At 66.6% G+C, this 23,726-nt stretch carries 25 protein-coding genes; 14 read left to right on the top strand and 11 right to left on the bottom strand.

The genetic code is table 11. The features are described 5' to 3' along the window. Positions 1-213: 213 nt before the first annotated feature. Positions 214-1,614: a cytochrome P450 gene (locus MUH00_RS15510; protein ID WP_247000091.1), complete on the bottom strand. Its 1,401-nt coding sequence runs from the start codon at positions 1,612-1,614 to the stop codon at positions 214-216. Between the two features lie 90 nt (positions 1,615-1,704). Between MUH00_RS15510 and MUH00_RS15505 the strand changes: the two genes are divergently transcribed. Beyond that, complete coding sequence (locus tag MUH00_RS15505; protein WP_247000089.1) at positions 1,705-2,382, top strand: helix-turn-helix domain-containing protein; 678 nt, start codon at positions 1,705-1,707, stop codon at positions 2,380-2,382. Positions 2,383-2,447: 65 nt separating this feature from the next. Next, entirely contained in the window at positions 2,448-4,280 is a 1,833-nt protein-coding gene (locus tag MUH00_RS15500) for an acetyl-CoA carboxylase biotin carboxylase subunit (RefSeq protein ID WP_247000087.1), read from the top strand. Positions 4,281-4,354: 74 nt separating this feature from the next. Here the strand turns inward: MUH00_RS15500 and MUH00_RS15495 are convergent, their stop codons facing one another. The 3 genes from MUH00_RS15495 to MUH00_RS15485 form a co-directional block, all read right to left on the bottom strand. Further along, on the bottom strand, positions 4,355-4,939 hold the full coding sequence (locus tag MUH00_RS15495) for a class I SAM-dependent methyltransferase (protein ID WP_247000085.1): 585 nt from the start codon (positions 4,937-4,939) through the stop codon (positions 4,355-4,357). 76 nt (positions 4,940-5,015) lie between these two features. Continuing rightward, positions 5,016-5,207: a hypothetical protein gene (locus tag MUH00_RS15490; protein ID WP_247000083.1), complete on the bottom strand. Its 192-nt coding sequence runs from the start codon at positions 5,205-5,207 to the stop codon at positions 5,016-5,018. A gap of 211 nt (positions 5,208-5,418) precedes the next feature. Next, positions 5,419-6,033, bottom strand: coding sequence for a DUF8159 domain-containing protein (locus tag MUH00_RS15485; RefSeq protein WP_247000081.1), 615 nt, complete (start codon positions 6,031-6,033; stop codon positions 5,419-5,421). A 100-nt stretch (positions 6,034-6,133) separates the two neighbouring features. Between MUH00_RS15485 and MUH00_RS15480 the strand changes: the two genes are divergently transcribed. Then, complete coding sequence (locus MUH00_RS15480) at positions 6,134-7,402, top strand: cation:proton antiporter (protein ID WP_247000079.1); 1,269 nt, start codon at positions 6,134-6,136, stop codon at positions 7,400-7,402. A 129-nt stretch (positions 7,403-7,531) separates the two neighbouring features. Here MUH00_RS15480 and MUH00_RS15475 read toward each other — a convergent pair whose 3' ends face one another. Continuing rightward, positions 7,532-8,146, bottom strand: a complete 615-nt coding sequence (locus tag MUH00_RS15475; RefSeq protein WP_247000077.1) for a universal stress protein — start codon at positions 8,144-8,146, stop codon at positions 7,532-7,534. A 164-nt stretch (positions 8,147-8,310) separates the two neighbouring features. On the opposite strand from MUH00_RS15475, the gene MUH00_RS15470 reads away from it, so the two are divergent. Together MUH00_RS15470 and MUH00_RS15465 are read left to right on the top strand one after the other, a co-directional pair. After that, the gene (locus MUH00_RS15470; RefSeq protein WP_247000075.1) at positions 8,311-9,903 is read left to right on the top strand and encodes a long-chain-fatty-acid--CoA ligase; all 1,593 of its coding nucleotides are present in this window, start codon (positions 8,311-8,313) and stop codon (positions 9,901-9,903) included. Next, the gene (locus tag MUH00_RS15465) at positions 9,900-10,700 is read left to right on the top strand and encodes an enoyl-CoA hydratase-related protein (RefSeq protein WP_247000073.1); all 801 of its coding nucleotides are present in this window, start codon (positions 9,900-9,902) and stop codon (positions 10,698-10,700) included. The genes MUH00_RS15470 and MUH00_RS15465 overlap by 4 nt, the downstream gene beginning before the upstream one ends. A gap of 114 nt (positions 10,701-10,814) precedes the next feature. Here MUH00_RS15465 and MUH00_RS15460 read toward each other — a convergent pair whose 3' ends face one another. Then, the gene (locus MUH00_RS15460; RefSeq protein WP_247000071.1) at positions 10,815-11,255 is read right to left on the bottom strand and encodes a dCTP deaminase/dUTPase family protein; all 441 of its coding nucleotides are present in this window, start codon (positions 11,253-11,255) and stop codon (positions 10,815-10,817) included. A 323-nt stretch (positions 11,256-11,578) separates the two neighbouring features. On the opposite strand from MUH00_RS15460, the gene MUH00_RS15455 reads away from it, so the two are divergent. Together MUH00_RS15455 and MUH00_RS15450 are read left to right on the top strand one after the other, a co-directional pair. Further along, positions 11,579-12,784 (top strand): cation:proton antiporter, encoded by a 1,206-nt coding sequence (locus MUH00_RS15455; protein ID WP_247000069.1) that lies wholly within the window; start codon positions 11,579-11,581, stop codon positions 12,782-12,784. 133 nt (positions 12,785-12,917) lie between these two features. Further along, on the top strand, positions 12,918-13,583 hold the full coding sequence (locus MUH00_RS15450; RefSeq protein ID WP_247000067.1) for an O-methyltransferase: 666 nt from the start codon (positions 12,918-12,920) through the stop codon (positions 13,581-13,583). 4 nt (positions 13,584-13,587) lie between these two features. On the opposite strand, the gene MUH00_RS15445 is transcribed toward MUH00_RS15450, so the two are convergent. Then, the gene (locus MUH00_RS15445) at positions 13,588-14,040 is read right to left on the bottom strand and encodes a hypothetical protein (protein ID WP_247003985.1); all 453 of its coding nucleotides are present in this window, start codon (positions 14,038-14,040) and stop codon (positions 13,588-13,590) included. Positions 14,041-14,227: 187 nt separating this feature from the next. Between MUH00_RS15445 and MUH00_RS15440 the strand changes: the two genes are divergently transcribed. Continuing rightward, complete coding sequence (locus MUH00_RS15440) at positions 14,228-14,740, top strand: hypothetical protein (RefSeq protein ID WP_247000065.1); 513 nt, start codon at positions 14,228-14,230, stop codon at positions 14,738-14,740. Between the two features lie 58 nt (positions 14,741-14,798). Here the strand turns inward: MUH00_RS15440 and MUH00_RS15435 are convergent, their stop codons facing one another. Next, positions 14,799-15,248 (bottom strand): DUF1467 domain-containing protein, encoded by a 450-nt coding sequence (locus tag MUH00_RS15435; RefSeq protein WP_247000063.1) that lies wholly within the window; start codon positions 15,246-15,248, stop codon positions 14,799-14,801. A gap of 140 nt (positions 15,249-15,388) precedes the next feature. On the opposite strand from MUH00_RS15435, the gene MUH00_RS15430 reads away from it, so the two are divergent. Next, positions 15,389-15,877, top strand: coding sequence for a hypothetical protein (locus MUH00_RS15430; RefSeq protein WP_321576072.1), 489 nt, complete (start codon positions 15,389-15,391; stop codon positions 15,875-15,877). A gap of 18 nt (positions 15,878-15,895) precedes the next feature. Here the strand turns inward: MUH00_RS15430 and MUH00_RS15425 are convergent, their stop codons facing one another. After that, on the bottom strand, positions 15,896-16,711 hold the full coding sequence (locus tag MUH00_RS15425) for a mechanosensitive ion channel family protein (protein WP_247000061.1): 816 nt from the start codon (positions 16,709-16,711) through the stop codon (positions 15,896-15,898). 627 nt (positions 16,712-17,338) lie between these two features. After that, entirely contained in the window at positions 17,339-18,130 is a 792-nt protein-coding gene (locus tag MUH00_RS15420) for a creatininase family protein (RefSeq protein WP_247000060.1), read from the bottom strand. Positions 18,131-18,298: 168 nt separating this feature from the next. Between MUH00_RS15420 and nikR the strand changes: the two genes are divergently transcribed. From nikR to MUH00_RS15395, 5 genes are all read left to right on the top strand, one after another. Continuing rightward, the gene (gene nikR / locus MUH00_RS15415; RefSeq protein WP_247000059.1) at positions 18,299-18,724 is read left to right on the top strand and encodes a nickel-responsive transcriptional regulator NikR; all 426 of its coding nucleotides are present in this window, start codon (positions 18,299-18,301) and stop codon (positions 18,722-18,724) included. A 107-nt stretch (positions 18,725-18,831) separates the two neighbouring features. Then, positions 18,832-19,206: a cupin domain-containing protein gene (locus MUH00_RS15410; RefSeq protein WP_247000058.1), complete on the top strand. Its 375-nt coding sequence runs from the start codon at positions 18,832-18,834 to the stop codon at positions 19,204-19,206. 57 nt (positions 19,207-19,263) lie between these two features. Beyond that, complete coding sequence (locus tag MUH00_RS15405; protein ID WP_247000057.1) at positions 19,264-19,728, top strand: hypothetical protein; 465 nt, start codon at positions 19,264-19,266, stop codon at positions 19,726-19,728. Between the two features lie 85 nt (positions 19,729-19,813). After that, positions 19,814-20,965, top strand: a complete 1,152-nt coding sequence (locus tag MUH00_RS15400; protein WP_247000056.1) for an acyl-CoA dehydrogenase family protein — start codon at positions 19,814-19,816, stop codon at positions 20,963-20,965. A 134-nt stretch (positions 20,966-21,099) separates the two neighbouring features. Then, the gene (locus MUH00_RS15395) at positions 21,100-23,025 is read left to right on the top strand and encodes a sensor histidine kinase (RefSeq protein WP_247000055.1); all 1,926 of its coding nucleotides are present in this window, start codon (positions 21,100-21,102) and stop codon (positions 23,023-23,025) included. Here the strand turns inward: MUH00_RS15395 and MUH00_RS15390 are convergent. Beyond that, entirely contained in the window at positions 23,022-23,594 is a 573-nt protein-coding gene (locus MUH00_RS15390) for a HalX domain-containing protein (protein ID WP_247000054.1), read from the bottom strand. The two genes, MUH00_RS15395 and MUH00_RS15390, sit on opposite strands and share 4 nt — an antisense overlap. Positions 23,595-23,726 lie beyond the last annotated feature (132 nt).

The raw sequence follows: 23,726 nt of genomic DNA, 5'->3' as shown, positions 1-23,726 counted from the left end.
AGCCGGTCGCGCCGACGTGGCGATCGACGTCGCCAGCCTGCGGTCGCCGCGGGCCGACGCCCGCGAGAACTCGATGCTGCGCCGTTCGGTCGACCGCACCGACGGCTCGAGCGGCGATATACTCATTCGATGAACGACGTTCACCGCGTGAAGCGCCGTCACCGGCGGTTCGCGATCGTCGGCGCGGGCGCCGGTGCTCTCGGCGGTCGATCGCTATCGCTCTCGAACCGTCACCAGCACGTCCTCGACGGGCGCCAGCGTGGCCGCGACTTTGAGTTCGGGGTCCGGATCGCTCTCCAGGTCGAACCGGACGCGCCGGGCGATCGTCGCCAGCACGAGTTGTAGTTCCATCCGCGCGAAGCGCATCGCGACGCAGTGGCGGGGCCCGCCGCCGAACGGGAAGTACGCGTACTCGGGCAGCGACTCGCGCATCTCGTCGGTCCAGCGCTCGGGCCGGAATTCGTCGGGATCGTCGTAGAACCGATCGTCGACGTGCAGGCGAAACTGCGGCAGCGAAATCTTCGAACCCTCCGGAATGCGGTAGCCGTCGATCGTGACGTCCTCGATCGCCTCTCTGAACTGGACGAACGCCGGCGGGTAGAGTCGCATCGCCTCGTCGACCACTTTCCCCGCGTACTCCAGGTTCGAGAGGTCTGCTATCGTCGGATCGCGATCGGGACAGACGCGATCGACTTCCGACTCAAGGCGGGCGCGAGCGCCGTCGTGCCGGGCGAGCAGGAGGACGGCGTAGGTGAGCGCCAGCGAGGACGTCTCGTGGCCGGCGAAGAGGAAGGTGACGAGTTGATCGCGAACTTCGGCGTCCGAGAGGGCGGCCCCGTTCTCGTCTTCAGCGTCGAGCAGCGTCGACAGGAGGTCGTCTCGATCGTCGCCGCCAGCGGCGCGGCGCTCCGCGATCAGCGTTTCCACCGCCTCGTCGAACCTGCGCATTCGCCGTTTGTACCGGAGGTTTCCGGGCGTCGGCACCCACATCGGGAGGAACGCCGAGAGGCGACGCGAGTCGCCGCGTTCGTTGAGTTCGCGTGCGGCGGCCGTGACGGCGTCGCGACGGTCGTCGAGATCGAGGTCGAACAGCGTCTTCGTGAGGATCTCGAGGGTGAGACCGGAGAACTCGCGGTTGGCCGCGATCGTCTCGCCGTCGGTCCAGTCCTCGACCGCGTCGACCGTACGATCGACGATCGCGTCGGCGAACGCGGCGACCTTCGCCGGGGTGAACGCCGGCTGGATGAGCTCGCGCTGGCGCCGCCACCGTTCGCCGCGGGTCATCAGCAGCCCTTCGGGGGCGAACTCGGGGCCGAACTCCTCGAAGTTGTAGCGCTCGAACCGGTGGGCGTCCTCGACGAGCACCCGTTCGACGTGGTCGGGGTGTAACAGCGTCGTCCACGTCTGGCCGGCGAGGCGGTACCGGACGACGTCGCCGTAGCTCGCCAGGTCGTCGTAGAACGCGAACGGGTCGCGGACGAACTGGAGCGTGTTCCCGATCACGGGCCAGCCGTCCGGCCCGGGCGGGGCCTCGCCGTCGGAACTGTCCGTCCCGTCTCGATCGCCGGTCTCCGTCGATCGGCGTTTCGCCGCCGAGGCGTCCGTGTTGCTCATACGAACGGCGGTAGGAACCGATCGCCGATGGCGCTTCGGTCGAATACACTAGCCCGTTTAAGTACCAGCGAACCGAACGCTCGGTGGAGCGTGAAGTACCTCGACGTCGCGTTTCGCCAGCCCGATCGGATGCTCCACCCGATGCAGCGACTCATCCGTCACGAGGACGCGGTCGTCCGGGACGAACTGCGGGCGTGGAACCTCGCCCCCGATCTGGACGTGGAGTACGAACTGTTCTACGTCGAGACGACCGATCGCGATCGGTACGTCGATCGCCTGGAGTCGACCGACTCCGTCCGGTCGTACGATCTCGTGGAGATCGACGACGAGGCGTGTTACGTCTACGTCTGCCAGGAGACCCGGGCGGAGGATCGGCTGTTTCGCCGGGCGTTTTCCGAGTTGAACCTCGTGGTCGTGCCGCCGATCGTCTACGACGAGGACGCCGCGATGCGGATGACGATCGTCGGCGCGGGCGCCGACCTCCGGGCGCTGCTCGAACACCTCCCGCCGGCGATCAAGTCGACCGTCCACGAGGTCGGGGAGTACGATCGACGCTACCCCTCGATCGCGGGCGATCTCACGGACCGTCAACTGGAGGTGATCGCCGCGGCCGTCGACTGCGGCTACTACGACGTTCCGAGAACGGGGTCGGTCGCTGACGTCGCCGATCGGCTCGACTGCGCGGCGAGCACGGTATCGAACCACCTGCAAAAGGCCGAGTCCGCGCTGATGCGTCGTCTCGTTAACCGCCGGTTATCAGCGAATTGACGGGGCCGGGGCGCTTCGGTGTTGCGAAAAAGTAAGGTAGTGGCCCCGTGACGCTTTCAACAGCAATGTTCAGGAAGGTTCTCGTGGCGAACCGCGGGGAAATCGCCGTCAGAGTGATGCGAGCGTGCGAGGAGCTGAACGTCGGGACCGTCGCGATCTACTCCGAGGCGGACAAGGACTCGGGACACGTGCGCTACGCCGACGAGGCGTACAACGTGGGTCCAGCGCGCGCGGCGGACTCGTACCTCGACCACGAGGCCGTCATCGAGGCCGCGCGGAAGGCCGACGCCGACGCCATCCACCCCGGCTACGGCTTCCTCGCGGAGAACGCCGAGTTCGCCCGGAAGGTCGAGGAGACCGAGGGGATCACCTGGATCGGCCCCGAAAGCGACGCGATGGAGTCGCTGGGCGAGAAGACCAAAGCCCGGACGATCATGGACGATGCGGGCGTTCCGATCGTCCCCGGGACGACCGAACCCGTCACCGAGCCGGAAGCGGTCAAGGAGTTCGGCGAAGAGCACGGCTACCCGATCGCAATCAAAGCCGAGGGCGGGGGCGGCGGCCGCGGGATGAAGGTCGTCTGGGACGAGAGCGAGGTCGAAGATCAACTCGAGAGCGCGATCCGCGAGGGCGAGGCGTACTTCGACAACCCGTCGGTCTACTTGGAGCGGTACCTCGAACAGCCCCGCCACATCGAGGTGCAGATTCTGGCCGACGAGCACGGCAACGTGCGCCACCTCGGCGAGCGCGACTGCTCGCTCCAGCGCCGCCACCAGAAGGTCATCGAGGAGGGCCCGTCCGCCGCGCTGACGGACGAACTGCGCGAGAAGATCGGCGAGGCCGCCCGCGAGGGCGTCGCCGCGGCCGACTACACCAACGCCGGCACCGTCGAGTTCCTCGTCGAGGAGGATCCCGACCGCGACGGCCCGCTCGGTCCCGACGCGAACTTCTACTTCCTCGAGGTCAACACCCGGATCCAGGTCGAGCACACCGTCACCGAGGAGATCACGGGCTACGATATCGTCAAACGTCAGATCCGGATCGCCGCCGGCGAGGAGCTCGACTTCGACCAGGACGACGTCGAGATCGACGGCCACGCGATGGAGTTTCGGATCAACGCCGAGAACGCCGCTGAGGACTTCGCGCCCGCGACCGGCGGCATGCTCGAAACGTACGATCCGCCGGGCGGGATCGGCGTCCGCCTGGACGACGCGCTCCGGCAGGGCGACGACCTCGTCACCGACTACGACTCGATGATCGCGAAACTGGTCGTCTGGGGCGAGGGCCGCGACGAGTGCATCGAGCGATCGCTGCGCGCGCTCCGGGAGTACGAGATCGAGGGCATCCCGACGATCATCCCGTTCCACCGGCTGATGCTGACCGACGAGGAGTTCGTCGAGAGCACGCACACCACGAAGTACCTGGACGAGGAGATGGACACGAGCCGGATCGAGGAGGCCCAGGCCCAGTGGGGCGGCAAGACCGAAAGCAGCGCCGCCGACGATGAGGACGTCGTCGAACGCGAGTTCACCGTCGAGGTCAACGGCAAGCGCTTCGAGGTCGAACTCGAGGAGCGCGGCGCCCCGGCGATCCCGACGGGCGGCGACGGCGGCGGTGCGCAGGCGGCCAGTCCGCCCCAGCCCGCGGGCGATTCCAGCGGCGGCGGGAGCGCCGTTGAGGCCGACGGCGAGACGATCGACGCCGAAATGCAAGGGACGATCCTCGGCGTCGAGGTCGACGTCGGCGACGAGGTCGACGCGGGCGACGTCCTCGTCGTGCTCGAGGCGATGAAGATGGAGAACGATATCGTCGCCTCCCGCGGCGGGACCGTTTCGGAGATTGCCGTCGAGGAAGGCGAGAGCGTCGACATGGGCGATACGCTGGTCGTCCTCGAGTAATCCCGACGCCCGCGAGTCCCCGAAAGTCACCGTTTTCGATCGGATCTCGACGCTCTATCGGAACGGCCGTCCGATCACCCGCGGCCGGCGTTCTCCGCGATCGCCGAAACCCAGTTCTCGTGTACGTCGACGCGCCTCGGCTCGAGTGCGGCCTCCCGGAGCGCGCTCCGGAGTTCGTCCGGACCGTAGTATTCGAAGTACCGATCCTCGCCGTCCCGCGGTTCCGTCTCCGATCGCTTCACGGAGAGGTAGACGATTCCGGCGTCGGCGAGGACGCGCCGGAACTCGCGAAGCGTCTCGACCGCGTCCGGCCGCGGAACGTGCAGGAACGAGGCGCAACTCCAGACGCCGTCGAACGCGCCGTTTCGAAAGGGAAGCCGGCGCATGTCGCCGCGCGCCAGCGACGTCGCGGGGAGCCGATCGCTCGCCGCGCGGAGGAACGACGGCGTGATGTCGAGGCCGGTCGCGTCGTACCCCGCCGAGACCATGGTTTCGAGGTCCGATCCGGGGCCACAGCCGACGTCCAGGATCCGATCGCCGTCGAGCGCGTCGAAGAACGCGTCGCCGAACCGGGCCGCGATCGACACGGAGCGGTACTTCTCGACGTAGGCGTCGGGATCGGACTCGTACGCGTCGAGGGTTCGCGAAACCTCATCCATGCGCGAACGTGTAAGGTGTCCTGAATAGGCGTTCCGGTCGGACGGGGTTGGGCGACCGTACCGGGCGCGTCGAATCCTACGAGGAGACCAGCGATCGGACGATATAAGAGATCGCCGTCGACGCGAGTATCGTGACGACGAAGATGATCGCGAGTCGAACGGGGAGCGAAGCGACGGTCGACTTCGCGATCCCGACGCTGACGAGCCCGGAAACGCCGCCGATGGCCGCCCTGATCCACCTCGAATCGATCGCCGTTGCGGATTCCACTCGGCGCGAAACCGCGATAATTTTCTCGGAGCCCCTCATTACACAGTGAAATCGATCGCGGAACGAACGTGTAAGCGTGTCGATCACTCCGAAGCTGCGCCTACCGGCGACGCGGTCGCCGTGTCCGTACGATCGCGCAGTAGTCGCGATACCGGGGATCGCGGACCGACCAGCAGCTGCCGCCGGCGATCCCGCTCCAGCAGAGTCGCGGTCACTCGCCCGGCGCCACGTCGGGCTCGGGCGGCTCTCGCCGCGTCTCGATCGTCCCCGCGACGAGTTCGCCGTACTCGCCGGCCGAGAGCCGATCCTGCACGTACCGAACCGCCCACTCCGTCGCGATCTCCGCGACGCCGATCGTCTCCCCGTCGGGCTCGAGGAAGACGAGTTCGAGGGCGAGCGCCCGGAATCCCGCGTCGACGAGCGCGGCGTACGCGCCGGCGATCGAGCCGACGATTTCGAGCGTTCCGTGGCGCTCCGGCGCCGTCTCGACGTACTCGAGGTGGAGTTGCTCGGTCTCCTCCTCGACGGTCTCGAACGCGACGCCTCGCTCCTCGAGCGCCGCGGTGAAGCCGTCGACGTCAGCGATTTCGAGCCCCGATAGCTCCTCGATCCGCGCTTCGAGGACGTCCGATCGCTGGCGGACGGGCAGGTCGGGGACGGCCTCGACGATCGGCCAGTGTTCGTTCGGCGGGAGTTCCTCGCCGACGTCCTCCGTACAACCGGCCAGCGCGATCGTCCCGGCGATCGCGGCGGCCCCCCGACGGAGGGCCGACCGGCGGCTCGTCCCGCGGGTGACCGACCGCTCCCGATCGGCGGACCGGCGCATGTGCCGTCCTGCAACGGGGACTCCGAAAAACGATCGGGTTGCAGGTAGCGACGGCCGGCTCTCGAAGGCTTTTCCGCGCGTTCGTGGTAGGGCGAGGTACATGGCCGTCGAGTTGTACGACGTGCTCCTGGTCGTGGTGGGGATCACGTTGCTCGGGATCGCCGTCCTGCCGCGGGTGGTCGCCAAGCGACCCATTTCGATGCCGCTGTTCTTCGTCGCGTTCGGCATCGCCGTCTTCGCGCTCCCGTGGTTTCCGGCGCCGGACCCGCTCGAACAGAGTCACCTTACCGAGCGGCTGGCCGAACTCGGCGTCATCGTCGCGCTACTGGCGCTCGGGCTGAAGATCGATCGCCCGGTCGGACTGCGGCGGTGGTCGGTGACGTGGCGACTGCTGGCGATCACGATGCCGCTGTCGATCGCCGGCGCGGCGCTGCTCGGCTGGTGGCTCGTCGGACTCCTCCTCCCGTCGGCGATCCTCCTCGGGGCGGTCATCGCTCCGACCGACCCGGTTCTGGCGTCGGAGGTGCAGGTTCACGATCCGGGCGAGGGGATCGAGGAAGTCGAAGAGGACGATCCCGAGGAGACGGCGGTAAACAGCGAACACGAGGTCCGGTTCGCCCTCTCCTCCGAGGCGGGATTGAACGACGGTTTCGCGTTCCCGTTTACGAACCTGGCGATCGCGACGGCCCTCGTCGGAATCGCCCCGGGGAACTGGCTCGGCGAGTGGCTGCTCGTCGACGTCGCTTACAAGATCGTCGTCGGCGCGGTTCTCGGGGCCGGCCTCGGCTGGGTGCTGGCGAAGATCATCTTCGCGACGATGCCGGAGACGCGGGTCGGCCAGTCGGTCAAGGGCGTCGAAGCGATCGCCGGCACCCTGATCGTCTACGGGATCACCGAACTGATCGGCGCGTACGGGTTCATCGCCGTCTTCGTCGCGGCGACGGCACTCCGGGAGTACGAACGAACGCACGAATACAACGAGACCCTCCACGAGATCTCGGAACTCTCCGAGCAGCTCCTGCTCGGCGTGATCATGGTGTTCTTCGGGGGCGCGATCGCCGGGGGGTTGCTCTCCCCGCTGGGCGCCGAGGCAATCGTCGCCGTGCTGGCGATCGTCTTCGTCGTCCGCCCGCTGGCCGGCCTCACCGGCCTGCTCGGCTACGACTGCCCGTGGGTCGAACGCGGCACGATCGCCTTCTTCGGCGTCCGCGGGATCGGCTCCTTTTACTACCTCGCCCACGGCCTGAACGAGGCGGCGTTCGTCGGCGCCGAACTCGTCTGGGCGATCGTCGGCGCCGTCGTGCTCGTCTCGATCGTCGTCCACGGCGTCACGGCTACGCCCGTCGTCTCGTACGTGACGTCGGAGTGATCGCCGAGGAACGGTCGACTCCTTTCTCGCGGCGCGTCGATCGCCCCGGCGCCCGATTCGCCGCCGCGACGGGCGCGTCTGCCCGCGGACAGCGCTACGATCGTCGGGACAAATCGGCGCGATCGGCCGTCAGTCGTCCCGACTCGCGATCCGCGCGTCCCCGCTGACGGCGTCGACGTGGACCTGCACCGGTCCGGACGCCGTCTCGAGGGCGACGATCCACGAGGCGCTGGTCCGGTGTGGCTCCTCGCGAACCGAGACGCCCTCGTATCCCGCGTCCGTCGCCGCCTCGCGAGCGAGGCGAGTCGCCTCCGCGGCGTCGTCGACCCGAATCCCGTCGGACAGTCTGACGGTGACGACCGGCACCTCGGCCATCCGGACGACCCGTTCCGTGACGCTCCCGGCCAGGACCCGGTTGAGTCCGGTCCGGCCCTGCGTTCCCATGACGATCATGTCGATCCCCTCGGCGTCGACGTAGTCGAGGATCTCCTCGTGCGGAACGCCCCGCTCGACGGACGTCCGCACGGCGAGTCCCTTCCCCTCGGCGTCGGCTTCGATTCTGGCGACCGCGGCCCGCGCGGATTCGATCGCCTCCTCGCCCTCGAGCGTGCCGAAGGGGCCTTCGGGAACGATCGACAGCGCGTGGACCGTCGCGTCGAACTGATCGGCGATCGTCAGCGCGTGGTCGATCACCCGGCGCGTGCCGTCGCTTCCGTCCGTCGGGATGAGGACGTCCTCGTACATCGCGTGACGGACGTTAGGAGCACGCCCGTAAATACTCTCGAGTTGCGCGGGCGATCGCCTCGGCCCGACTCGCCGGGAATGGTTACCTACGGTAAATCAAATTGCCCTATTAGCCAAACGATGTAAACCTTTTTTACGACACACGGAAACACATCTCTCTAACCATGGCAAATCTTGTCACGAGCATCGCGGCGGCCGTCGAGGAGCACGGGGACGCCACCGCGATCGGATTCGAGGGTACGGAGACGTCGTACGAGGAGTTCTGGGCGCAGGCGGGAGCGTTCGCCGCCGCCCTCGAGGAACGGGGCGTCGGCGCGGACGATCGCGTGGCGATCTACCTGCCGAACGTTCCCCCGTTCGTGATCGCCTTCCACGGAACGCTTCGCGCCGGCGGCGTGGTCGTGCCGATGAACCCGCAGTACAAGGCCCGCGAAATCGGCCACCTGCTTGGCGACAGCGGCGCAACGGTCGTCGTCGCGCTGGCCGATCTCGTCCCCTTCGTAAAGGAGGTTCAGGACGAGACCGACGTCGAACACGTCGTTAGCGTGGGTGAGACGGACGGCGGCGAGGCCGACGGCGTCACGCCGTTTGAGGAGTTCCTCGTCCGGGGCGATCCCGAGATCGTCGATCGCGACGGCGACGACGTCGCGGTCCAACCGTACACGAGCGGGACGACGGGCACGCCGAAGGGGGTCCAGTTGACCCACGAGAACCTCGCCTCGAACGCCTCGATGGCGGACGAGCTCATCCCCGACGGAATCGGCCCGGACGACAAACAGCTCGGCGTCCTGCCTCTCTTTCACATCTACGGAATGACCGTCGTGATGAACGCGACGCTGTTCAGCGGGGGCACCTACTACGCGGTTCCCCAGTGGGACGCCCAGGAGGCCGTCTCGATCGTCGAGGAGCAGGAACTGACGCTGATGCACGGCGTTCCGGCGATGTACAACGACATCATCAACCAGCCGAACGCCGAGACGTTCGACCTCTCCTCGCTGCGGCTCTGCGGCGTCGGCGGCGCCGGCATCCCCGTGGAGGTCCTCCGGCAGTTCGAGGAACTCTACGACGTGACGATCTACGAGGGGTACGGCCTGACCGAAACCAGCCCGATCACCCACTTCAACAGCCCGATCGACGGCCGCCGCGTCGGAAGCATCGGCAAGCCCGTCCCCGGCGTCGACTCGAAGATCGTCGACGACGAGTTCGAGGAGCTCGCTCCCGTCGAGCGGGGGCCGATAGACGAAGCCCAGGCGGACCTCGACGAGATCGCGGGCGAGATCGTCGTGTCGGGGCCGAACGTGATGAAGGGCTACTACGGCCTGCCCGGCGCGAACGAGGAGGCCTTCACCGAGGAGGGCGATGGACGCTGGTTCCACACCGGCGACGTCGGGTACCGCGACGAGGACGGCTTCTTCTACGTCGTCGATCGCGAGAAGCACATGATCGTCACGGGCGGCTACAACGTCTATCCGCGGGAGGTCGAGGAACTCCTCTTCGAGCACGAGGCCGTCGCCGACGCCGCCGTCGCCGGTATCCCGGACGAGCGCCGCGGCGAGACGGTCAAGGCGTACGTCGTCCGCGCGCCCGACGCCGGCGTCACGGAGGACGATATCAAGGAGTACTGCCTGACTCGCCTCGCGGCGTACAAACACCCCCGCGAGGTCGAGTTCGTCGACGAACTCCCGCGGACGACGACCGGCAAAGTGCAGAAGTTCAAACTCCGCGAGCGCGAGGGGACGGCGGAGGCCGGCGAATGACCCTCGGTGACGCGGTGCGCCTCGAGATCGAGGCCGACGGCGCCGCGACGATCACGCTCGACCAGCCCGATCGCCGGAACGCGCTCTCCAGAGAGATCGGCGCGGGGATCGTCGAGGCTCTGGAGGAGATCGAAGATAGCGACGCCCGCTGTATCGTCGTGGAGGGTTCCGGCGGGGCCTTTTCCGCCGGCGGTGACATCGAGGCGATGGTCGAGGGGATTCAGGAGGACGTCCCGATCGACGATCGGGTCCGAACCCTGGAACGGACGACCAGCAGGACGATCGCTCGACTGATCGAGTTCCCGCTGCCGACGATCGCGATCGTCGACGGTCCGGCGGTCGGTGCGGGGGCGAATCTCGCGCTGGCCTGCGATATGCAGCTGGCGACCGAGGACGCCGCGTTCGGCTTCGTCTTCCGGCAGGTCGGTCTGAGCGTCGACGCCGGTACCTCCTACCTCCTGCCGCGGATCGTCGGCGAGAACGTGGCGAAGGAACTCGCCCTGACCGGCGAGATCGTCGACGCCGATCGCGCGGCGGAGCTCGGGCTCGTCAATCACGTCTACGCCGACGACGAGTTCGACGAGAAGGTCGACGCGTTCGTCGAGCGGATCGTCTCCGGGCCGCCGGTTGCGATGCGCCACACGAAACGGCTCGTCGGCGAGGGCCTCGACAAGACCGTCGAACGGGCCATGACCGACGAGGCGGTCGCGCAGGGGATCGTCTTCGGCACCGACGATCACGAGGAGGGCGTCGCCGCCTTCTTCGACGATCGCGACCCGGAGTACGTCGGCCGGTGACGACGGGCGCCGTCGGCCGTCACTCACCGGTCGTCGCCCGCGGGCGACAGAGCGACCTACGACGTTCGATCGAGCGCGATCGAGCGGACGCTTCGGGGTCCGACAGGGTCGGCGCTACTCGCTACCGATCGGCAGCAGCGTCGACACGCGGGCGTTCTCCTTGAGTTCGAGGCCGCCGTCCGGGACCGAAAGCGGGAACAGCGGCAGGTGCGAGGTGACCTGCACGGTCGGGTGGGAGCCGCCTCGCGCCAGAAGTTCGTTCCGCGGCTGACACAGCAGCGGCGCGTCGGGATCGGTCAGGAACTCGTTGTGCTGGAGGACGTACCGGCCGCCCTCGAGCGTCCACCAGCCGTACTCGTCGTCGGGGTCCCGGAGCTCCGTCGGGACGGGATCGAGGTCGGCGTCCTCGAGTTCGTCGCCGCCGAAGTCGATCCGACCGGGGTCGGCGACCTCGTAAACGGCGCTGACCGTCAGATCGATCCCGTGCTCGTGGACCTGTACCGGTTCGTACACCAGGTTATCGACGAAACCGACGAGCGGATGTTCGTCGCTCATTTCAACGCTATCGACGGTCCGGAACGGCAAAAAATCTCGCGTCGTCCCGTCGCCCGGCGACGTTCGCCGTCGTCCGTCCGCGGCCTTCCGTACCGAGCCGTGAAACGCCGTGTTTACGGCGAAACGACGGGTAGGACGGGCCGAACGGGCTGCGTCACGACTCCCGGAAGCGGCTCGAGTCCGATCGGGCCGCCGTCGTCGATCGCTTTCCGTCGCGTGAGCGCCGGAACCGAGCATACGCACCCATTACTAATGCCGCCCATCGGCGAACGGACGATGGCATGGCTGTTGCTCGCGCTGGCCTCGCGAGGAGGGTCTCGTAGATGGCGTCGCTCGAACTGTTTCTGGTCGTCGGGGCGAGTCTGCTGGTCTCGCTGGTCCTGAGCGAGGCGATCGAACGGCTGGGCGAACCGGGCTTTCTCGGGGAGATCGTCGCCGGCATTCTGCTCGGGCCGTCGGTGCTCGCGCTCATCGGCACCACGGATCAAACGAGCCCGTTCATCCTCATTGCGACCATCGGCGGGCTCCTCCTGTTCTTCGACGCCGGCTACCAGCAGATCAGCCTGGACCAGTTGCTGGCCGCGTTCCGGCCGGTGCTGATAATCGGGCTCTCGGGCGTGATACTCCCCTTCGTCGTCGGCTACGTGATCGGCACGTTCTACGGCTTCGGACTCGAGGCGAGTCTCTATCTCGGGCTCATCCTCTCCGTCACCTCCGTCTCGATCGTCGTTCGGACGCTCCTGGCGCTCGACAAGCTCGACACGCAGTACGGCCGGTGGATCCTCGGCGCGTCGGCTGTGGACGACATCATCGGGCTCCTCGGAATCTCCCTCCTTCCCCTGTTCTTCGTCGCCGGCGGGACGGGGCAGACCCTCTCCGCACTCGGACTGGCCGTCCTCTTTTTCGTCGCCTTGGTCGTGTTCTACCGGTTCCTCCTGGATCCGATAGCGAACCTTCTCGCGAACTTTCAGGTCGACGAGGCGGACTTCATCGCCGTTCTCGGGCTCCTGTTCGTCTTCGGCTACGCGTCGAACGCGGCGAACCTCTCGTACTTCATCGGCGCGCTGGCGATCGGGCTGATCGTCTCGACGAACAAGCGACTCGAGGGCAAGGACCTCCAGTCGAACGTGTACGGGATCGCCTACGGCGTGTTCATCCCGCTTTACTTCGTCGCCATCGGCGCCCGAATGGACCTCGGCGCTCTGACCATCAGTTCGTTCATCGTCGTCTTCGCGATTTTCGGCCTCCTCTCGAACTTCGCCGCGGGCTACGTCGGAAACCTCCTCGCCGGGGGGCCGCGGGAACACTCGCTGATCTTCGGGTTCGCGTTACTGCCGCGCTCCGAGTCCGGCATCGCCATCGTCGCGCTCGGCGTTACCCAGGGCATCATCGACGAGCGGATCTTCGTGGCCTATCTGGTCGTCTTCGTGATATCGGTGCTCCTGACCCCGTCGCTGTTGAAGCGGGCGGTCGCCCGCGCCGAAGCGAGCGGCTCCGTTCCCTCGTCGACGAACGATAGTTCGGGGTGAGACACGGGAACCGCGACCGGGGTTCGACGGCGGCCGTCGCAGCGTTCGGCGGCGAGACCGCCTCGGGGAGGGCCGCTCGCCCGCGTCGACGCGCACCCCAACGGTTAGGTGTTGTCGGGTCGCGTCACACCGTATGTCAGTTCTTCCCGACGACGTCGAACGATTCGTTCGCGCGATCGGCCCCGAACCGGACGAGACGCTGCGCGAGATGGACGCCTACGCCGAACGTGAGGGGTTCCCCCACGTCGGCCCGGAGGTCGGCGCATTCCTCCGGTTCGTCGCCCGTCTCGCCGACGCGGAACGGATCTTTGAATTCGGCTCCGGCTACGGCTACTCCGCCTACTGGTTCGCCGAGGTGCTCCCCGAGGACGGCGAGGTCGTCCTCACGGAGGTCGACGAGGACGAACTCGACCTCGCCCGCGAGTACATGGCCGCCGGCGGCTACGACGACCTCGCCCGGTACGAACTCGGCGACGCGATGGCGACCGTCGACCGCTACGACGGCCCGTTCGACGTCGTGCTGATCGATCACCAGAAGTACCGGTACGCGGACGCCTTCGACGCGATCCGGGAGAAGGTTCCCGTCGGCGGCGTTATCGTCGCCGACAACGCGATTGCGGCCGGCCCGATCGAGTTCGAGAAGTTGCTCGCCATAGCCGAGGGAGAGACCCCGGAGGAGGTCAACGAGCACACGCGAGGGATCGCCGACTACCTCGATCGCGTGCGGACCGATCCGGCGTTCGAGACGATCGTGCTTCCGCTCGGAGAGGGGATCGCCGTGACTTACCGCGTCGACTGAGAACTCAGTAGTCGGACGCCGTCTCGCTGTCTAGGACCTGCTCTTCCGGCGCATCGGCGCCGGGCTGGGCGCCGTACTCCCGAAAGCCGAGAAACGCCGTGGCGGAACACGCAGAGAGCAACGCCGCCCACGTCGCCCCGCTGAGCGCGAGTACGATCGCGCCAGAGGGCCCCGGGGCGGCCGATCCGACGGCTTCGAGGCCGACGGCGTGAACCCCGGCGACCGCGAGAAAGGCGACCCAGCAGGCGAGCGCGCAGGACGCGAGCGTCCGCCGAGAGACCGCGTTCGCGTACCTCGCGAGGCAGTAGACGCCTGCGACTGCGAGCGCGGTCGCTCCGAGCGTCGGAGCCAGGGCGTCGACGGTGGCGGTCGCGGCGCCGGCACCGGCGAAACAACCGGACGAAACAGCGAGCAGGTGTCGATCCGAACGAGTGAGAGTCGGAATCACGTCGTGCACCGTTTTCGTGAGGGCAGTATCCCATCGGATAAATACCTGTTGGCTGTCCGCGATCGGCGATAGCGCGGCGCGATCGAACGGGCCGAAGTGGTCGAATCGATCGAGATCCGGCAGCAGGATCTCTGCTCGATCGAATGTTCCAAACGCCATCCTAATAAATATAACCTGAAGGGGGTATAGCTGTCGTATGAGCCGATCGCACACGTACGAGGGCAGCCCGGCGACGTTGCTGTCGATAGGGTTGTACACCAGCGGATTGAGTTCGGTCATCGCGGGACCGGTTTTCGGCAGTCTCGCAGCCGTGGCCGCGATCGGGATCTACGCCACTCGTGCCGACTCGATCCGTACCCAATTCGAAGAGTTCTACGAGACCACCCGAATCAAAAACGAGTGGTGGTGGTACGGTCCGGTTCTCTTATTACTCGCGTTGGTAGTAGTGAACGCGGCAGCTATCGCATCCGTCTCGGGATGGGTACCCGAAACGCTGGTCGTGTTGATCGTGCTCCCGCTGACCGTCGTCTTCGTCCCGTGCGTGGTATTCGATCATCTGTACTTGCAAAACAGCGGTTCGGATTGGACCCCGATGTGGCAGAGTTATCCGTTCGTTCTCGTCGTCGGGTATTTCACGTCGCTTTACGTGTCGATCGCCGTTCTGAGTTACTATCTTATTCGACGATCGATCGTCGCGAAGAAGCTGTGATTCGATTTCCTCCCGCTCGCGCACCGTCCGTCGATCCCCCGGTGAACGCGGCAGTGAGCTACTCGTCCCCCTCCGAGAGGATGCGCTCTTCGGGCGTCGGCGCACCGGGATGGATACCGTACGCGGCGAAACCGTAGAGTACCGTCATCGCGACCGCACAGCAGACCGTCGCGCCGGCGATCGACTCAAGGGCCACCGCGGCGATCGGTCCGTCGAGCGCCGCGCCGACGGCCGCGGCCGAACCGCTCGCGGGGGCCGTCGCCAGCGCGTACGGCAGAAACGCCGCGAACGCGAGCAGCCACCAGCGGCGGGTCGCGGTTCGGAGTCGGTCGGGGGCGCGCTCTCGGGCGGCGGTAGCGACGCCGGCGACGCCGAGGGCGATCAGGAGCAACGCGGGGAGCTGCCGATACGGCGACGCTAACGCGGCATTACTCGCGACGCCGAGCGTGACGAGGGCGACGGACCCGACGTGCAGCGGCGATCGGAGGGGCGAAAACGGCCGGTCCATGGCTGCTGGGCGGTAGCAGACAGCCGTACAAAACTCTCGCGAATTCACGCGCTCGGATCGCCTGGATCGACAACGGTCCGCGGCGCCGGTCGACAACAAAGGACGTATTACCGGTGCCGCCGAGTCGAACGTGAGAACGAATGTGGAGCGGGAGTGCGACTCGCGGAGACTCGGGGAACGCGGGCGACGAGACGCGGCTCCCCGGGCGACGGTGGGTAGCGATCGCGAAACGGTTCTGGAAGCGCCGCGTCCGCGAGCGCCCCGATCGGTACCAGGCGTACGTCTCCCTCCCGATCGACGGCGATCGACCGGGGGACGGCGAGATCCACGACTGCGTCGAGGACCTGGAGCGCGTGTTCGAGGGCCGGCTCGACGTGTACGCCCGGACGGACGGGATCGCGGTGGTGAGCGATCGTGTCCCGGCCGACCAGTTCGACAGGGACGCGTTCGAGACGACCCTCGATCGCCTCGAGGCGTGTTACGCCGGGACGCACTCGGTGGCGCGACTCGAGAAGTGGCGACCGGCGGGAAGTCGGCTCGTTAAATCCTTCGTCGTCGTCCCGGTTAAACCGCTCTTTCCGCGCGATTCCGCTGCGAGAGCGTCGCGGGTTCGATCGCCCGCGGAATAACGGCGACCGAAGAGCGGTTCAGTCGTCTTCGCTCGGGCCGGGACCGGGTTCGGAGCCGGGTTCGCGATCGCTGCTCCGGGTCTGACCTCCGGTCGGGCTTTCCGCTCCTCTCGATCCGCCGGAACCCTCCTCGTTCGGCGCGACCGAGGACGTCCGTCCCATCCAGCGATCGATGTTCTGGGAGACGTAGTCCTTGCCGCCCCAGCCGAACGCGACGCCGGCGCCGATCGCGACGGCGGCGGCGAGTCCCCACGCGAGCGCTCGCGCGAAGACGTAGAGGATGCCGACGTCGATCCCCATCGTGTCGAGGCCGATGACGAGCGCCGTGAAGTAGAGGAATATTCGCGCGCCGTTGGCGAACCAGCCCGCGTACGCGCTCTGGGTGGCGGCTTGCGTGCGTTCGATGGCGTCACCGATGAAGTCGGCGACGACGAAGCCGAGCACGATCACGAGCAACCCGGCGATGAAGGCCGGCAAGTACGCGACGGCCGTCGAGATCCACTCCGACAGCGTCGGGATCGCGAGGGCGTTCGCGGCCGCCAGAATGGCGAGGCCGTAGACGAACCACTTCGCGAGCTTTCCGAATGCGCTCGAGACGGCCCGTTCCGTGCCGCCGAGTATGCGCCCGAGCGGCGTCTCGAGGACCATTCGGTCGAGTTCGATGCCGTCGGCGATCCGGCGAACGATGCCCGCGGCGATGCGGCCGAGAATCCAGCCGATGAGAAGGATCACGATCGCGCCGACTAACCGCGGGAGGAACGTGACGAGATCCGCGACGGGATCCTGCAACCATTCAGGAACCTGTGCCTGTTGGGCGGGTTGTATCGGTACCATGTGTGAACGCCGTTGTCGCGTCCAGCCTTCGTAATTGAGTGTCTATTAAACCATCACGAAAATAACCTGTTCGTCCTGGAGACGGCGCGTCGATTGAAGTGTGCGTTATCGCGAATTGCGCGGCGACCGAAACGCGGCGCCGTAGGGAGAGAAGTCGCCGCGACAAGCGAGCCGGGCCGTATCGGAGCGATCCGAGATCACTGCGCCCGCTCGCGATAACAGAGAGTTGACGTCAAGAGTATCGACCGGGTCAGTTTTTCCGTCGCGGTCTCGGCCGACCCGGCACCAGCCGATCGACCGTATCTACCGAGTTTCGTTCATGATCGCCATCGCTCCGCAGCCGGTAACGAAGCCGATTCCGGACCCGGACCGCCGGGTTTCACCGAAGTCGTTCGGGAGACGATCGACGGCTGCTCGTCGAAACCGACCGTCGTCACGAAAACGCCGAAAGAGGCGGGTTAGGCGGCTACCTCGCGGCGGTTCGTGTTCGGAACCGGCGATCGGCTGACCGCTCGATCGGCGAACGACGCAATCCGATCCGAACACGTTCAATTTGAGTGATGAGTTCGGTAATAGACCATTAGCCGACCGATCCAGCCGTGTGCGCGTGTTGCGCTTAGCACTCCGCTATACCCCGTTTTCGGCCCCTGACTCGACGTGCGGTTCCGGCAGGAGGTCCGCGATCGGCCGATCGTCGAGCCACTCGAGCAGCGAAACCAGTTGCTCGGTCGCGGCGTCGAACAACCGTTCGCCGATCTCGGGCGTCGCGTCGGTCTGGTCGCCGAAGACGCCGTTCGGGCTGTTCTCGATCGCGTCGTAGAACGTCCGTGCGCCGTGGACGCGGGCGACCTCGTGATCGAAGGTCGCGCCGCCGTCGCGAGCCTCCTCGAGTCGATCCTCCCCGACCAGCTCCCCAGCGATGTGCATGCACATCGCCGTCTCCTTCGGGCCGCCGTGGGGGCCGAGCGTCTCGAACACCTCATCGATCAGTCCGGGGATCGACTCGTCCCACATCCACTCGATCGCGTACGCCGTCCCGTCCTCGTGCAACCGCCGACCGACTTCCCGGAGGTGGGCGACGTTGCCCCCGTGGGCGTTGACGTAGACGATGCGATCGATCCCGTGGTAGGTCAGGTTCCGCGAGAAGCTCTCGACGAAGTCCCGAAAGACCGGCGCCTCGACCCACATCGTCCCGGGAAACTGCCGGTGGTGGGAGCTAACGCCGATCGGCAGCACCGGCGTACAGAGGAACCCGGTCCGATCGGCCGCCTCGCGCGCGAGCGCTTCGGCGATCAGGTAATCGGTCCCCTCGGGGAGCTGCGGACCGTGCTGTTCGGTCGATCCGAGCGGGACGATCGCGACCGACTCCTCGTCGACGTACCTCGAGAGGTCGGGCCAGGTCTGGTGCGGGAGATACATGGGTACTCGTCGCCGCGGATCCGGAAAACGGCAGCGGCTGTCCGGCCGCTCGCTCGCGCTCGACGGGCGCCCGTCATCCCCGTTCCAATCCCCGTCGAATCGCGCCTCGGCCTTCTCGATCGAAAATCGATGATAAGCCTTAATAGTTTGTCCCGGTCGGATTATTACATGGCAGTCGTCAGCGTCTCCATGCCGGACGAACTCCTCGAGCGACTCGACCAGTTCGCGGAGGAACACGGCTACACGGGCCGAAGCGAAGTCGTCAGGGAAGCCTCGCGGAACCTCCTCGGAGAGTTCGAGGACACTCGACTCGAGGAGCGAGAGCTGATGGGCATCGTCACCGTCCTCTTCGATTACGAAACGACGAGCGTCGAGGAGCGAATGATGCACCTACGCCACGAGCACGAGGACCTCGTCGCGTCGAATTTTCACAGCCACGTCGGCGACCGGTACTGCATGGAGCTGTTCGTCCTCGAGGGCGAACTCGCGGACATCTCGACGTTCGTCGGGAAGATCAGGGCAACCAAGGACGCCCTGACCGTCGACTACTCTGTCACCCCCGTCGACGGGTTCGACCCGATCGCCCGGGAGTGACGGCGCGGCGTCGCCGGCCGAGTAGGGCGATTGGCGCATCCCGGCGACCGCGCTCCGCTCCGACGGGATCAGTATCATTTTACTGTCTTCCCGTAGAGGATCTGATCATGGCTTACCGGAAGGTGAACTACGAGGACGTCGATCAGGTTTCGAGCGCGATGCACTTTCTCAGCGATCCGCTCGAAACCGAGCAGGTGGGGGTGACGATCGCTCGCTGCGATCCCGGCTGGAAGAGCAAGCCCCACGACCACACCGACAACCGCCACGAGGAGATCTACGTGCTGATCGAGGGCGAGGCGACGGTCATCGTCGACGACGATCCCGTCTCGATGGAGACCGGCGACGCCCTCTGGATCCCGCCGGCGGCGACGCGACAGATCCGCAACGGCGGCCGGGAGAGCGCGTTCGTGCTCGTCAGCGCACCGAGCCTCGGCGAGGACGAGGGCGACGACGAGTGGCTGCTCTCCGGGTTCGCCGGCTAGCCAAGATCGGAAGCCGGAGGGTTTTGTAGCCCCGCGTCGTCCTCGACGGATGAGCGGATGTACTCGAAACACCACGCCGTCGTCTCGCTCGTCGTCGCCGGACTGCTCGGCTACGCGCTCGCGCCGATCGCCGTCGCCGGAACGACGGTTCCGACGCCGCTCGTGGTCGCGTACGGGGCCGCGGTCGGCGTCTTCGTCGACCTCGATCACCTGCTGATCGCTCGTTTCAAGACCGGGACCTGGGACGCCGTTCGGTTCTGCCTCGCCGATCCGATCGCCGCCGTCGCCGACCAGCGCCGGATCTTCGACCCCGGCGACGTCGGCGTGCTCTCGCGGCTGCTGAGCCACCTCCTGATCGCCGGCCTCGTCGTTCCGCTGCTCGCCCTCGCGAGCGTCCCGATCGCGATCGTCACCGGCGTCGTGCTCTACGTTCACGTCGTCACCGACGTCGCCTGGGACATCTGGCGGCTCGATCGCCACGCGAACCTGTCGACGGACGAACTGATTCGGGAGGTCCGCTAGGATGGCCGGATTCGCCGATCGAAGACGGAACCGGCTTGCATCGGTGTCCACCGCCTATTTGGGCGTTGCGGCCGACTGACACCACATGGATCTGCTCGACGACAGCATCGTCCCGGAACGCGCGCGCGGCGTCAAGGCCGAAGCCCGCGAGTTCGCCCGTGAGCACATCGAACCGAACGCCCGGGAGTACTTCCAGTCCGGCGAGTACCCACACGAGATCCTCGAAGCGGGCCAGGAGGCGAACCTCGTCGCCCAGGACATCCCCGAGGAGTGGGGCGGTCGGGGGTTCGACCTCCCGCAGTTGCTCGCGCTCACCGAGGAGTTCTACCGGGCCGACGCCGGCATCGCGCTGACGCTGCAGCTCGCGAGTTTCGGGTGCGAGATCACCTACGAGTTCGGGACCGACGAGCAGTGCGAGGAGTACGTTCGGCCGGTCGCCGAGGGCGAGCAGATCTCGGGGCTCGCCGTCTCCGAGCCGGAGACCGGCAGCGACCTGGCGGGGATGCAGACCCGCGCGGAGAAGGACGGCGACGAGTACGTCTTAAACGGCGAGAAGTACTGGATCGGCAACGGCGTCGAGGCGGACTGGGTGACCCTCTACGCGCGGACGGGCGACGACGAGGACAACCGGTACGCCAACCACTCGATGTTCATCGTTCCGACGGACACAGACGGCTACGAGGCCGAACACATCCCCGAGAAGATGGCGATGCGCGCCTCGAAGCAGGCCCACATCACGTTCGACGATTGCCGGATCCCCGAGGAGAACCTGATCGGTTCCGAGGGAACCGGCTTCATGATGCTCGCCGACTTCTTCAATCACGGTCGCATCGCCGTCGCCGGTCACGGCCTCGGGCTCGCCGCCGCCGCGATCGAGGAAGCCTGGGAGTTCACCCACGATCGCGAGGAGTTCGGCCGGACGATCAACGAGTTCCAGGCGGTCCAGCACGGCCTGGCGGACATGCTCATCGAGTTCGAGAGCGCCCGCGCGCTCGCGTGGCGTGCCTGCGAGAAGGTACAAAACCGGGACCACGCGGGCTACTGGGCGGCAATGGCCAAAACGAAGGCGACCGAGACAGCCGTCGACGTCGCCGAACAGGGCATGCAGTTCCACGGCGGCCGATCGATCCTCGACGAGCGGCGGATCGCCCGCGTCTACCGGGACGCGCGGATCCCGGTCATCTACGAGGGCGCCAACGAGGTGCAGCGGAATCTGGTCTACGGACAGGCCCCGTGAGGCGCGACGGCCGCGGGTATCGCTCGGAGCGACGGTTCGGTCGAAAGAACAATCCGTTCCCTCGTCGATGGGGCGACTATACCCGACCGAACCCGTCGTGACGGAGGTGGTCACGCATACCGAACCCGCCCGAGATGAACCGGCCGCGCGTCCTCTGCGTGAGTAGCGATCGCTCGGCTCGGGCGTCGATTACCCTCGCACTGACCGACACGCCAATCAACGTGGTCATCGCGCAGGATACCGAAACGGCCGTCCGCCGCCTCGAGCGGGAGTCGATCGACGCGATCCTCGTCGACGCGGATTCGATCGGCCGGCTCTCCGATCTGGTCGCGTCGATCGAGTCTGCGGCGCCCGAGACGCCGACGTTCGTCTGCTGGAGCGACGATGGCTCCATCGGCGTGCTGGGCGAGGTCGTCGGCTGCGAGGTCGATGCGGATTCCACGGGCCGACTCGCAGCCGTGATCACCGACCGACTCGCGGAAACGGGCGGAGCAGGGCCGTCGAGCGGTGACGCGAGTGCCATACCCGTCGAGAAGGGGGCGTCCAAACTCGACGCCATCGTCGGCCGGATCAGACGCCAACTGGTCGGCGCGACGTCGCCGGTCACCGTCGAACGGGTGCTCCGCGAGGAGTTTACCGAGAGCGAGGCGTTCACCTTCGCCTGGGTTGGCGAGTACGATCACGGCGAGCGAGCGGTCGTTCCGTGGCTGACCGACCCCGAGGCGATGGAGTGGCCGATGCAACGGACGTTCGCGATCGGCGACGGCGAACAGCCGTTGCTCGAACGGGCGATGCACGACCGGGACCTGCAGCACCTCCAGCCCATCGCGGGGAACGGTTCCGCCGTGCCCTTCGGCGACCACGCCGTTGCGCAGGGCGTCCGATCGGTCGCGATCGCCCCGCTCGCGTCGGCGATGGATCTCTACGGGGTGTTGGTCGTGTACGCACACGAGTCACTTTCGCCGCCCGAACGGGAGACGATCGCGTCGGCCGCCGAGACCGCGTCACACGTGCTCGAGTCGATCGTGGTTCGCGGTCGACTCGACCAGCAGGAACAGGCGCTTCACCGGTACGAACGGCTGGTCGAGACGGCGGGCGACGGCATGTGCGTCCTCGACGCCACGGGACACTTCACGACGGTCAACGACGCGGGCGCGGAGATGACCGGCTACAGTCGCGAGGGGCTGCTCGGCGAACACGTCTCGTTGCTGTTCGACGAGGACGACGTCGAGGCCGGCGAGGAGACGATCCGAACCCTTCTCGAGCGCGGCGATCGCTCCGCCGCACTCGAACTGTCCCTCAAGACGAAGACCGGCTCGACGATCCCCTGCGAGATCACGATCGCACCCCTCGTTCGGGACGGAACGTTTCGAGGCACCGTGGGCGTCGCCCGCGACGTTACGGAGCGAAAACGCAGCGAACGGAAACTCCGCGAGCAGAACGAACGTCTCGACGCGTTCGCTCAGATCGTCAGCCACGACCTTCGGAACCCACTCGGCGTCTCGCAGGGCTACCTCGATCTCGTGGCGGAAACGGAGTCGCTCGAACACGTCGAGAACGTCCGCGACGGGCTCGATCGCATAGAGTCGATCATCGAGGACGTCCTCGCGATCGCTCGGGACGGCGAGTGGGCGGCCGACGTCGACGTCGTCGATCTCGAACGGACGGCCGACGAGGCGTGGGAGCACGTCTCGACGCGAGAGGCGACGCTTTCGACCGACGAGACCATGTCGATCGCGGCCGATCGCTCGCGATTTCTCCGGCTGCTCGAAAACTGCTTCCGGAACAGCGTGGAACACGGCGGCAACGCCGTCACCGTCCGCGTCGGCCCCCTCGGAGAGACCGACGATTCGCGAGGATTTTTCGTGGAAGACGACGGCCGGGGCCTCCCGCAGGAGTTACGAGAGCGGATCTTCGATCCGTCGGTCTCGTCGTCTTCGGAGGGGCTGGGAATCGGCCTCTGGATCGTCAGAGAGGTCGCGACGGGACACGGCTGGTCGGTCACGGCGACCGAAAGCGAGAACGGAGGGGCTCGGTTCGAATTCGAAACCGGCGGCTAGTTCTCCGACTGGAGGTTCTGGAACGCGCCGACGAAATCGTCGTGGGACGTCATTCCCGAAACCGTCTCGTCGACCCGGCGTTCGAGTTCGTCGACGCGCTCACAGAGGGTCCGATACTCCTCGTTGTCGACGAGTTCCCGATCGGCCTTTTCGGACTCCAGCAGCGCCTTCTTTGAGACGAGTGCGTAGTACTCCTGGATGTCCGTCTCGTAATCCGATCGACCGACGACGTCGTCGACCATCCTCAGGAGTTCGTCCTTCGAGACCGGTTTGACGAGGTAGTCGTCGAATCCCATCTCGATGATGTCGAAGTCCGGATCGACCGCCGTCACCATGACGACGCGACAGTCGTAGCCCGCATCCCGGATTTCGGCCAGAACGTCGTCGCCGGAGAGCCCGGGCATTCGTCGATCCAACAGGACGACGCCGACGGATGCGGTCATCATCTCTAGGGCTTCCGATCCGTCGTAGGCCGTCTCGACCGTCCAGTCGGTGTCGAGCCAGGCTGCAAACAGATCGGCGAGACGAGCCTCGTCGTCGACGACGAGCACCTCGGGCCCGTCACTCATTGGCTGATCCCTCCGTTTCCGTCATCGATTGCAGCCACGGCCGACACATGGATCCTCTGTGTGATAAACCTCGCGACCACGCATCAAATTCGGGATACGACACGGCCGCTCGGTTCCTCGTTTCGCCGTCTC

It is taken from the genome of Halosolutus gelatinilyticus, assembly GCF_023028105.1.
Classification (GTDB): Archaea; Halobacteriota; Halobacteria; order Halobacteriales; family Natrialbaceae; genus Halosolutus; species Halosolutus gelatinilyticus.
The sequence above is the reverse complement of the archived record's forward strand: the minus strand, read 5'-3'. Positions and strand labels throughout refer to the sequence as shown.

Excerpts from the sequence above, each read along its gene's own strand:
- MUH00_RS15465 (WP_247000073.1), top strand. The coding sequence starts at position 9,900 with ATGACCCTCGGTGACGCGGTGCGCCTCGAGATCGAGGCCGACGGCGCC.
- MUH00_RS15400 (WP_247000056.1), top strand. The coding sequence starts at position 19,814 with ATGGATCTGCTCGACGACAGCATCGTCCCGGAACGCGCGCGCGGCGTC.
- nikR (WP_247000059.1), top strand. The coding sequence starts at position 18,299 with ATGGCAGTCGTCAGCGTCTCCATGCCGGACGAACTCCTCGAGCGACTC.
- MUH00_RS15500 (WP_247000087.1), top strand. The coding sequence starts at position 2,448 with ATGTTCAGGAAGGTTCTCGTGGCGAACCGCGGGGAAATCGCCGTCAGA.
- MUH00_RS15390 (WP_247000054.1), bottom strand. The coding sequence starts at position 23,594 with ATGAGTGACGGGCCCGAGGTGCTCGTCGTCGACGACGAGGCTCGTCTC.
- MUH00_RS15405 (WP_247000057.1), top strand. The coding sequence starts at position 19,264 with ATGTACTCGAAACACCACGCCGTCGTCTCGCTCGTCGTCGCCGGACTG.
- MUH00_RS15410 (WP_247000058.1), top strand. The coding sequence starts at position 18,832 with ATGGCTTACCGGAAGGTGAACTACGAGGACGTCGATCAGGTTTCGAGC.
- MUH00_RS15485 (WP_247000081.1), bottom strand. The coding sequence starts at position 6,033 with ATGCGCCGGTCCGCCGATCGGGAGCGGTCGGTCACCCGCGGGACGAGC.
- MUH00_RS15470 (WP_247000075.1), top strand. The coding sequence starts at position 8,311 with ATGGCAAATCTTGTCACGAGCATCGCGGCGGCCGTCGAGGAGCACGGG.
- MUH00_RS15495 (WP_247000085.1), bottom strand. The coding sequence starts at position 4,939 with ATGGATGAGGTTTCGCGAACCCTCGACGCGTACGAGTCCGATCCCGAC.
- MUH00_RS15480 (WP_247000079.1), top strand. The coding sequence starts at position 6,134 with ATGGCCGTCGAGTTGTACGACGTGCTCCTGGTCGTGGTGGGGATCACG.
- MUH00_RS15460 (WP_247000071.1), bottom strand. The coding sequence starts at position 11,255 with ATGAGCGACGAACATCCGCTCGTCGGTTTCGTCGATAACCTGGTGTAC.
- MUH00_RS15440 (WP_247000065.1), top strand. The coding sequence starts at position 14,228 with ATGAGCCGATCGCACACGTACGAGGGCAGCCCGGCGACGTTGCTGTCG.
- MUH00_RS15475 (WP_247000077.1), bottom strand. The coding sequence starts at position 8,146 with ATGTACGAGGACGTCCTCATCCCGACGGACGGAAGCGACGGCACGCGC.
- MUH00_RS15420 (WP_247000060.1), bottom strand. The coding sequence starts at position 18,130 with ATGTATCTCCCGCACCAGACCTGGCCCGACCTCTCGAGGTACGTCGAC.
- MUH00_RS15430 (WP_321576072.1), top strand. The coding sequence starts at position 15,389 with ATGTGGAGCGGGAGTGCGACTCGCGGAGACTCGGGGAACGCGGGCGAC.
- MUH00_RS15450 (WP_247000067.1), top strand. The coding sequence starts at position 12,918 with ATGTCAGTTCTTCCCGACGACGTCGAACGATTCGTTCGCGCGATCGGC.
- MUH00_RS15455 (WP_247000069.1), top strand. The coding sequence starts at position 11,579 with ATGGCGTCGCTCGAACTGTTTCTGGTCGTCGGGGCGAGTCTGCTGGTC.
- MUH00_RS15510 (WP_247000091.1), bottom strand. The coding sequence starts at position 1,614 with ATGAGCAACACGGACGCCTCGGCGGCGAAACGCCGATCGACGGAGACC.
- MUH00_RS15395 (WP_247000055.1), top strand. The coding sequence starts at position 21,100 with ATGAACCGGCCGCGCGTCCTCTGCGTGAGTAGCGATCGCTCGGCTCGG.
- MUH00_RS15435 (WP_247000063.1), bottom strand. The coding sequence starts at position 15,248 with ATGGACCGGCCGTTTTCGCCCCTCCGATCGCCGCTGCACGTCGGGTCC.
- MUH00_RS15425 (WP_247000061.1), bottom strand. The coding sequence starts at position 16,711 with ATGGTACCGATACAACCCGCCCAACAGGCACAGGTTCCTGAATGGTTG.